This window comes from Bradyrhizobium sp. USDA 4504 (genome assembly GCF_054063995.1).
In genome coordinates this window covers 6,073,473-6,082,500 of the sequence record NZ_JBSSGV010000001.1, presented here as the reverse complement: position 1 = coordinate 6,082,500, position 9,028 = coordinate 6,073,473, and the positions used below count along the sequence as shown (strand labels likewise).

Genomic DNA, 9,028 nt, shown 5'->3' with positions numbered 1-9,028 from the left:
CGGGGCCTTTTTTATTGTCTCGGAACGCGCCCGGCTCAAGATGACCGAAATAATAAGCGCTGCTCCAGCCCCGTCATTGCGAGCCAACGGGTCGCGCGAACGCGCGCCCGATGACAGGCTCCGCGAAGCAATCCATCTCATCGCAAGCGGAGAAATGGATTGCTTCGTCGCTATCGCTCCTCGCAATGACGGCAGTGTAAAGCCATCGTCCGGTTCAGGTGCGCGTGCGCATCCGCATCATGAAGCTGTCGAACGAGAGCTCGGCGACCTGCATCCAGGCCAGCGATTCGTTGCGATAAGCGGCCAGGCTCGCATGCATCCTGCCGAAATGCGGATTGCTCTTGGAAAGATCCGCGTAGATCTCGTTGGCCGCGTTGTAGCAGGCTTCCAGCACCTCCTGCGGGAATGGCCGCAACTGCGCGCCGGCCACGATCAGGCGCTTCAGCGCCGGCGGGTTGACCGCATCATATTTGCCGGTCACCCAGGTGAAGGTGTCCTCGGAGGCGGCCTGGATCGCGGCCTGATAGTGCTTCGGCAGCGCGTTCCACTTGTCCTTGTTCATCACATTGTGGCCCTGGCCGGTACCTTCCCACCAGCCGGGGTAGTAGTAGAACTTCGCGACCTTGACGAAGCCGAGCTTCTCGTCGTCATACGGCCCGACCCATTCAGCGGCGTCGATGGTGCCTTTTTCCAGCGCCGGATAGATGTCGCCGCCGGCGATCTGCTGCGGCACCCCGCCGACCTTGGCGATGATGGTGCCGGCGAAGCCGCCGACCCGGAATTTCAAGCCCTGGAAATCCGCCATCGACTTGATCTCCTTCCTGAACCAGCCGCCCATCTGGGCGCCGGTCGAGCCGGTCGGAATGCCGATGCAGTTGAATTCTGCGAGCAGATTGTTGAGCAGGTCGGTGCCGCCGCCCCATTGCAGCCAGGAAATGTGCTGGCGCGTGTTGAGGCCGAACGGCAGCGACGTGCCGAAGGTGAAGGCGGGATTCTTGCCCCAGTAATAATACAGCGCGGTGTTGCCCATCTCGACCGTGCCGTTGGAGACGGCGTCCAGCACCTGCAGGCCGGGGACGATCTCGCCGGCGGCGAACGGCTGGATCTGGAAGCGGTTGTCGGTGATCTCGGCGACGCGCTTGCAGAAGAATTCACACCCGCCATAGAGCGTATCGAGCGCCTTCGGCCAGCTCGCCGCGAGCCGCCACCTGACCTCCGGCATCGATTGCGCGACCGCGGGCGCGGCGACCGCCGTCGCAGCCAGCCCGACGCCGCCTGCCTTCAAGAATTCACGACGTTTCATGCGTATCCCTCCTGTGTGCCGATGCCTCGACAAGGGGAACGATCTTGGTGCCGTCTTTCTTCGCCGATCGATCGACGTTCTGTGATGAATGTGTCCGGTGGCCCTCGACGGGCTCTTGTTGTGGAAATCCGAGTTTCCGGTTCCGCCGGTCAGGATGATCGTTTGCCGGAGGAAATCAAGCGCCTGCCTTCGTTGCAGGTGCGAAGGGCAATCGGCGCTGTCGGTCTCATCCGATACCCGCCGCGATGGCTGCCGGCCCTGCCGCGATCTGCTACGCAGGGCGGGTGGGTTGATGGGAGTTCAAGGACATGGCCAACAAGAAGATCGTGGTTACCGGCGCAACCGGCCTCGTGGGCAACGCCGCCTTGCGACACTTCGGCGCATCCGACGATTGCGAGCGCATTGCGCTGTCGCGCCGCTTGCCACGCGATCTCTATGGCGCGCGGCATGTGCGAATCGATCTCACCAGCGCGGAGGATTGCCGTCGCGCCGCGGCGGAGCTCGGCGGCGCAACGCACCTGATCTACGCCGCGCTCTATGAGGCGCCCAGCCTGGTTGATGGCTGGCGCGATGCCGGCCAGATCGAAACCAACGACCGGATGCTGCGCAATTTGATGGGCGTGCTCGAACCCGTCGCGCCCGATCTCAAGCATGTCGCGCTGCTGCAGGGCACCAAGGCCTATGGCGTGCATGTCCGGCCGCTCACGGTGCCGGCACGCGAGGGCCGTTCGGAGATGTACGAGCAGCCGAATTTCTATTGGGCGCAGGAGAATTTCCTGCGCGAGCTGCAGCGGGGCAAGAGCTGGCACTGGAGCATCTTGCGCCCGGTCCTGATCATCGGCGAAGCCATGGGCGGCGCGATGGACCTGATCCCGCCGCTCGGCGTCTACGCGGCGGTGCTGCGCGCGCAGGGCAGGCCGCTGGATTATCCGGGCGGCGCGCCGCGCGTCGCGCAAGCGGTCGATGTCGATCTGCTGGCACGCGCGATCGCCTGGTCGGGTGACGCCGAGGCTGCGCGCAATGAAGCGTTCAACGTCACCAATGGCGACGTCTTCACCTGGCAAAATATCTGGCCGGCGGTCTCGGACGCGCTCGAGATGACGCCGGGCCGGCACGTGCCGCTGTCGCTGGCGCAGGAGTATCCGAAATGGATCGCGCCGTGGGACGAATTGCGCAGGACGCACGATCTGATCGCGCCCGGGCTGGAGGAGTTCGTCGGCCTGTCCTTCCAATATGCCGATTACAGCATGCGCTACGGACAGACTGAAGCTGGTCCGCCGTCGATCGTCTCGACGGTGAAGATCAACCAGGCCGGCTTCACCGAGATGATGGATACGGAAGCCATGTTCCGGAAGTGGTTCAGGCTGGCGAAGGCGAGCCGGCTGCTGCCGTAGTCATTGAGCCGCGCTCCATCTTCTCCCTCTCCCCGTTCTTACGGGGAGAGGGTTGGGGTGAGGGGCATCCATCCGGCGAGCACTTCGCCGCTTGTTGAGCAGTTTGCCTCGCCCCTCACCCGGATCACACCGGACGATGCTTCGCATCGCCGGGGCGATCCGACCTCTCCCCGCAAAGAGCGGGGAGAGGTGAAGGGCACACTCGCTCTTTCGGCGAGCGGAGCGACCGAAGACGTTACCGCGAAAACGCCTGCTCCATCGCCTTGCGCGTCTTGATCGTATCGTTGCTCTCGTCGACCTCGACATCGCTCCAGCGCACGACAGCGCCATGGGCGACGTCGCTCTTCAGCTTCACCCGATGGGCAAGCCCGATCGGCAATGCGCCGGCGGCGAGGCTGGCGGCGGCCGGCATCAGCTTGCCCCACACGGTGTAGCCGCCTTCGCCGTCGAGCGTCTCGCCGGCGCGCAGATTGCGCTTGGCCACCGCTGCGACGTCGCCGCGGAAGCCGCGCGGCTGCCCGGTCGGCTCGTTGCGCAGCGCTGCCGACAGCACGGAGATGTTCAGCTCGAGTCCGATCAGATGATACGGCTTGTACATCGCCGCATAGCGGCCGGAGGCGTCGGTCTTGAGGCCGTACTGCTTGAAGCAATCGGCGGCATAATCGTTGGGCGCCTCCAGCACCACATAGACGCCCCAGCGCAGATCGCGGAACACCGGACGGCCGTCGCGCTCCAGCGACGACACCACTTCGACGATGCCGGATTTCTCCAGCACGCCGCCCTTGTCGCGCGGCCGCATCACATGCGGCAGGTCGTCGACGCCGCAGGGCGGAAACAGCAATCCCTCCGACGGCACGTCGAGGGTGCAGGCGTTGGCGATCGCCGCCATCTCGATCGCGGATTTGGTGCCGTCGAGGAAGGAGTTGAACATCTGCGGATTCATGCCGGCGGATTGCGCCTCGCCGGCGGTGAGCCCGTAATGCTGCCACACACCGTCCGGCGTGACGTCGTGATAGGCCGGCAGGTACTTTGTGCCCTTGCCGGCGGCGACGACGCGGAAGCCTGTCGCGCGGGCCCAGTCGACCATCTCGGCTGTCAGCGCCGGCTGGTCGCCATAGGCCAGCGAATAGACCACGCCGGCCTTCCGTGCCTCCTCGGCGAGCAGCGGCCCCGCCAGCACATCGGCCTCGACATTGACCATCACGACATGCTTGCCGGCGGCAATCGCCGCGCGGGCATGGCGGATGCCGACGGCGGGATTGCCGGTCGCTTCCACCACGACATCGAATGCGCCGCCGGGCGATCGCACGCGCGCCGTCGTCGGTGAAGGTGGTGGCGCTGATCCGCGCGTCGTCCCAGCCGACCGTGCGGCACGCCTCGCGGGCCCGGTCACGGTCGAGATCGACGATCACGGGCACCTCAAGCCCCGGCGTGTGCGGCACCTGCGACAGGAACATCGAGCCGAATTTTCCGGCGCCGATCAGGACGACGCGCACCGGCTTGCCGGCGGCGGCGCGGGTTTTGAGGAGGTGATGCAGGTTCATGATGCTTTCCAAACAAAAGGGTCGTTCCGGGGCGCGTGAAACGCGAACCCGGAACCTCGAGATTCCCCGATGCGCAACTGCGCATCTGCGGTTCGACGCTAACGCACCGCCCCGGAATGACGGTCGAAGACTTTACTCCGCCGCCTGCCGCGGTGCACGAGCGAGCCGCAGCAGCGCGTCGTCGGCGACGGTCTGGATCGGCGTGAAGTCGCGGTGCGCGATGTAGTCGGGCCGCGTCGGGGTGCGGATGTAATTCGAGACCGCGTTCAGCGTCAGGTAGACGATCTTGCGCGGGTAGGGAGTGATGTTGCCGCTCGATCCGTGCACCAGATTGCCGTGGAACATCAGCATGCCGCCGGGCTTGCCGGTCGGCGCGACGATGCCGCCCTGCTTCACGAGGCGGGTCACGGTTTCCTCGTCCAGCGTCCACAGCGGATAGGATGTGGTTTCGAGATCGTGCGAGGCTTTCAGATCGCCCGCGGTCTGGCTCTGCGGCACCAGCATCAAGGGGCCGTTGATCGGCATCACCTCGTCGAGGAAGATCGCGATGTTCATCGCGCGCGGCTCCGGCATGCCGTCATCGCGCTTCCAGGTGCCATAGTCCTGGTGCCACTGCCAGACGTCGCCGGTGAAGGCCGCCTTCGCGTTGATCTTGAACTGATGCATGTAGACCTTCTCACCGAACAGCTGCTCGATGGGGTCGATCATGCGCGGATGCGCGCCGAGGGTGCCGAACGCCTCATTGTAGAGATGCGCGGCGAAGGCCGTGCGCGGCGCGCCGCTCTTCTCGCGCCACACCTCGGGGCGGTTGGCGTCATAGATCGAGACTGCTTCGCGCGCGAGGAAGTCGACCTCTTCCTGGCTGAACAGCTCGGGCAGGAACAGCCAGCCTTCGCGATGGAAAAATTCGACCTGCTCTTGGGTCAGTTTCATGGTGCTTTCCTCCTGTTGTTATTGTCATTCCGGGGCGATGCGTGAGCATCGAACCCGGAATCTCGAGGTTCCCCGATGCGCAATTGCGCATCTGTGGTTCGGTGCTCCGCACTGCCCCGGAACGACGGCGTGAACGTCACGCCGCCACGTCGATTGCCCTCAGCTTCTCCTCGGTCATCCGTCCTGCCGTCTGCGCATGCGCCAGCGCCGCGGCTTCTGCCGCTGCGGCATTGCCGGAAAAAACATGCGCGGCGATGGTCTCGTGCTCGATCCAGGCGCTGCCGCGGTAATCGAGCTCGGCGAGCACGGTCGCCATCGAGCGGCGCATATGCGGCCATTGCGGCGCGATCATCTCCTCGATCGCGGAATTGCCGGCGAGGCGATAGATCGCGCTGTGGAAATCGACGTCGAGTGCGATCAGGCGCGCCAGCGGCGTGCCGTCGTCGATCGCGCGTCCGGCTTCGAGCGCGGCTTCGAGTTGCGCGCGTGCCGCGGCATCTTCCTTTACACGCGTAGCGGCAAGCCGTGCCGCCAGCGCATCGATGGCGCCGCGGACTTCATAGAGTTCGCGGATGCGCTGCGGATCGAGCTGCGTCACCTCGAAGCCGCGTTTGCCGCTCTCCGCGACAAGGCCCTGGCGATGCAACAGATGCAGGGCGTGCGAAATCGGCTGGCGCGAGACGCCGAGCCGATCGGCAAGTTCGTTCTGGGTGATGCGCTGGCCAGGCAGCAGCGTGCGGTCGGTGATCGCTTCGAGCAATCGCCCGTAAACCTGGTCGATGAGGTTTGGAAGCGGGTCCAACGGGATCATACCGACCGTCCAGCTTTGGAATACGGAATTCTGTGTTCGAGAATGAGGTTACTGTGGGTTGGGGGAGCGGTCAAGGCTCCGGTTTGCGACCACGCTAAGCGATTGAGAATGGGCCGGTTTTTGACCGGGCCGCGCTGCGACAGCCGTCCCAACGTCGTGATGGCCGGCCGTCCGCGTCTTTTTTTATGTGGGACCAGAGACGCGGATGCCCGGGACAAGCCCGGGCATGACGAGTTTTTCGGAAACGCTACTTCGCCTTGCTCAGCTCCATCAGTATTCGCGTCATCAGATAGAGCCGCGGCACGATCGAATTGGTGTCGATGTATTCGTCGCGGGCGTGATAGCCCCAGCCGGCGAGGCCGAAGCTTTCGACCACGACCGCCTTGCCGCTGCGCGCGGCGTAGCCGGCGTCGGTCGCGCCGCCGGTCATTTCCGCGATGTCGAGCGTGCGCCCGAGCTCGGTGTAGATCGCCTGTCCCTGCCTGGCGAGCGCGCGGCCGCGATCATCGGCGACGAACGGCGGACGGCCCGCGACGACCTTCACGGTCACCTCGGTGTCCGCGATCAGTCTGTTCTTCACCTTCTCGTCGAGCGCGGCCTGCAGCTTTTGCACGCCGTCGGGAATGGTGAGGCGGATGTCGGCGCCGGCGGTGGCATGATCGGGGATCTGGTTGCGCACAGTGCCGGCCTTCGCGGTGGTCCAGTTCAGCTGCGTGCCCGGAATCGATTTCGCGATGTCCTGGGTCTGCAGCAATTGATGCGCGAGCTCGATCAGCGCGTTGCGGCCGAGCTGCGGCGCCGCGCCGGCATGCGAGGCCTTGCCTTTCACATCGATCGTGCCGGTGGCGGTGCCGCTGGCGCCGAGCAGCAGGCTTTCATTTTTCGCGACCGGCGGCGCCACCGTCGGCTCGCAGGACAGCACCACGTCGTGCTGGTCGGCGAGCTCTGCGATGATCTCGCCGGAGCCGATCGAGCCGACCTCCTCATCCGGATTGAACGACACCGTGAGCTTGGCGTAATCGCGCCAGCCCGCATCGTTCAGGATCTTGAGCGCATGCAGGATGACGGCGATGCCGCCCTTGTCGTCGGCAATGCCGGGTCCATAGATCCTGGTGCCGTCGATCTTGTAAGGCTGGGTGTCGAGGATGCCGTGCTCGTACACCGTGTCCATATGCGCGATCAGCATCAGCTTCTTCGTGCCGGTGCCCTCAAAGCTGCCGATCACCATGTCGGCGCCGGCGCCCTTCGTGGTCTTGCGCCGCTCGGTCTTGGCGCCGAGCGCCTTCAGCCGTGCCTCGGTGTAGTCGGCCATCTTCTTCAGGTCTTCGACATCGCTGGAGCCCGATTCGATCAGCACCATGTCGTGCAGGCTCTCGATCACGGCCGGCTGGGCCTGCTCGGCGGCCGCACGCAGCTTCTCGTCTGCGGCGGCAAGGGCGGAGGAGGAGGCAAGGGCGAGCAGGCCGGCCGACGCGAGCAATTTGATGGACAGTTTCATGATTGTCCTCCCTGCGCAGATGCAGGGAGACACTAGCATTGCGACTTGGCTGCCTCCAGCTGTGTCAGCTGCGCTCGAGCACCTCGACATCGAAGGTCTCGATCTCCGAGGCGTCGGCGGTCGCATCGATCGCCGCGATCCGGTCGCCTGAGATCGTGACCCGCAGCACGATGCGCAGCGCGCCGCCGAAGATGACGGCAACGCCGATCCCGCCGTCGACCAGCGCGGGCCTCGCCGCCTGCGCGCGTCCCTTGAAGCTTTCGGCCACCGCTGCGGCGCCGCGGATCACCGGCAGCGAGCCGAGCCGCTGCGCAGCCTGATCGGCGCGCACCACGACGTCGGGCGCCAGCACGGCCAGCAGCCCTTCGAAATCGCCGTTGCGGGATGCGGCAAGAAAGGCCTCGACGATGCTGCGCTGCCGGATGAGATCGGCATCCGGTGCGGGTGGCGCACCCTGCACGCGACGCCTGGCACGGCTGGCGAGCTGCCGCGCGGCGGCCGGCGTGCGGCCGACGATCGGCGCGATCTCCTCGAACGGCACCGCGAACATATCGTGCAGCACGAAAGCCAGCCGCTCGGCCGGCGCCAGCGTTTCCAGCACCACGAGCAGCGCGGCGCCGACGGAATCGGCCATCTCGGTCTCGCGCTCGGACGGATTGTCCGCGATCGGCTCCGGCACTTGTGGGCCGATCGGCTCCTCGCGGCGCGATTTGCGCGAGCGCAGCATGTCGAGACAGATGCGCGCGATCACCGTGGTCAGCCATCCCCCGAGATTGTCGACCGCAGCAGCGTCGGTGCGGCCGAGCCGCAGCCAGGTTTCCTGCACGGCATCGTCGACCTCGGCGGTCGAGCCCAGCATGCGGTAGGCCACGGCGCGCAAGCGCGGCCGGTTGGCCTCGAACTGTTCGGTGAGAGAATTTTTCTCGTCCATCGGTCACATTCCCTTAGTCCGCTCCGTCATGGCCATGACGAACGAAACTGCGCCGATGTGACAACAGATCGGCGCAGCGGCGTCAAAGGACAAATCAGGAGAATGACATGATGAAAGCCCGCATGAACCATCCGGTGATGGTTGTTCCCGAGGCCATGAAGGCGTTGCAGGCGCTGAGCGAGAGCACCAAGCCGGCATTGCCGGAAAAGCTGCTGGAACTGGTGCATCTGCGCGCCAGCCAGATCAATGGCTGCAGCGTCTGCGTCGACATGCACCCGAAGCTCGCCCGGCGTGCCGGCGAGACCGACGAGCGGCTGTTCGCGGTCGGTGCCTGGCGCGACGCGCCGTATTTCACCGAGGCCGAGCGCGCCGCGCTGGCGCTGACCGAAGCGGTGACCCGGCTCAGCGACCGCGAGGATCCGGTGACGGACGCGGTGTGGGACGAGGCGGCCAAGCACTTCGACGAGCAGCAGCTCGCGTCCCTGGTGCTGGGTATCGCGGCGATCAACGTCTGGAACCGGCTCAACGTCGCGGTGCGCCAGCCGGTCGGCGCCTGGAAGGTGTGAGAGAGTAGCTTTCTTACTTCGCCTCTCCCCTTGTGGGAGAGGCCGCCA

Annotated in this window: 7 protein-coding genes and 1 pseudogene; 2 read left to right on the top strand and 6 right to left on the bottom strand. The window is 65.5% G+C overall.

Annotation, left to right across the window (positions count from 1 at the left end; all coding sequences use genetic code 11):
- Nucleotides 1–214: 214 nt before the first annotated feature.
- Nucleotides 215–1,303, bottom strand: coding sequence for a TRAP transporter substrate-binding protein (locus tag ACVMB1_RS28720; RefSeq protein WP_076827474.1), 1,089 nt, complete (start codon nucleotides 1,301–1,303; stop codon nucleotides 215–217).
- Between the two features lie 308 nt (nucleotides 1,304–1,611).
- On the opposite strand from ACVMB1_RS28720, the gene ACVMB1_RS28715 reads away from it, so the two are divergent.
- A complete protein-coding gene (locus tag ACVMB1_RS28715; RefSeq protein WP_076827476.1) occupies nucleotides 1,612–2,697 on the top strand; it encodes an NAD-dependent epimerase/dehydratase family protein in 1,086 nt (361 codons plus the stop codon).
- Between the two features lie 235 nt (nucleotides 2,698–2,932).
- On the opposite strand, the pseudogene ACVMB1_RS28710 reads toward ACVMB1_RS28715, so the two are convergent.
- The 5 genes and pseudogenes from ACVMB1_RS28710 to ACVMB1_RS28690 all read right to left on the bottom strand — a co-directional run bounded on the left by ACVMB1_RS28710 (nucleotide 2,933) and on the right by ACVMB1_RS28690 (nucleotide 8,414).
- Nucleotides 2,933–4,241: pseudogene (locus ACVMB1_RS28710) on the bottom strand (NAD(P)H-dependent oxidoreductase).
- A gap of 132 nt (nucleotides 4,242–4,373) precedes the next feature.
- Complete coding sequence (locus ACVMB1_RS28705) at nucleotides 4,374–5,174, bottom strand: phytanoyl-CoA dioxygenase family protein (protein ID WP_050425629.1); 801 nt, start codon at nucleotides 5,172–5,174, stop codon at nucleotides 4,374–4,376.
- Between the two features lie 136 nt (nucleotides 5,175–5,310).
- Nucleotides 5,311–5,985, bottom strand: a complete 675-nt coding sequence (locus tag ACVMB1_RS28700) for a GntR family transcriptional regulator (protein ID WP_076827478.1) — start codon at nucleotides 5,983–5,985, stop codon at nucleotides 5,311–5,313.
- 247 nt (nucleotides 5,986–6,232) lie between these two features.
- Nucleotides 6,233–7,483, bottom strand: coding sequence for a M20/M25/M40 family metallo-hydrolase (locus ACVMB1_RS28695; RefSeq protein WP_076827480.1), 1,251 nt, complete (start codon nucleotides 7,481–7,483; stop codon nucleotides 6,233–6,235).
- A 64-nt stretch (nucleotides 7,484–7,547) separates the two neighbouring features.
- Nucleotides 7,548–8,414, bottom strand: coding sequence for a sigma-70 family RNA polymerase sigma factor (locus ACVMB1_RS28690; RefSeq protein ID WP_076827482.1), 867 nt, complete (start codon nucleotides 8,412–8,414; stop codon nucleotides 7,548–7,550).
- A gap of 110 nt (nucleotides 8,415–8,524) precedes the next feature.
- Between ACVMB1_RS28690 and ACVMB1_RS28685 the strand changes: the two genes are divergently transcribed.
- The gene (locus ACVMB1_RS28685) at nucleotides 8,525–8,980 is read left to right on the top strand and encodes a carboxymuconolactone decarboxylase family protein (protein ID WP_028341912.1); all 456 of its coding nucleotides are present in this window, start codon (nucleotides 8,525–8,527) and stop codon (nucleotides 8,978–8,980) included.
- Nucleotides 8,981–9,028 lie beyond the last annotated feature (48 nt).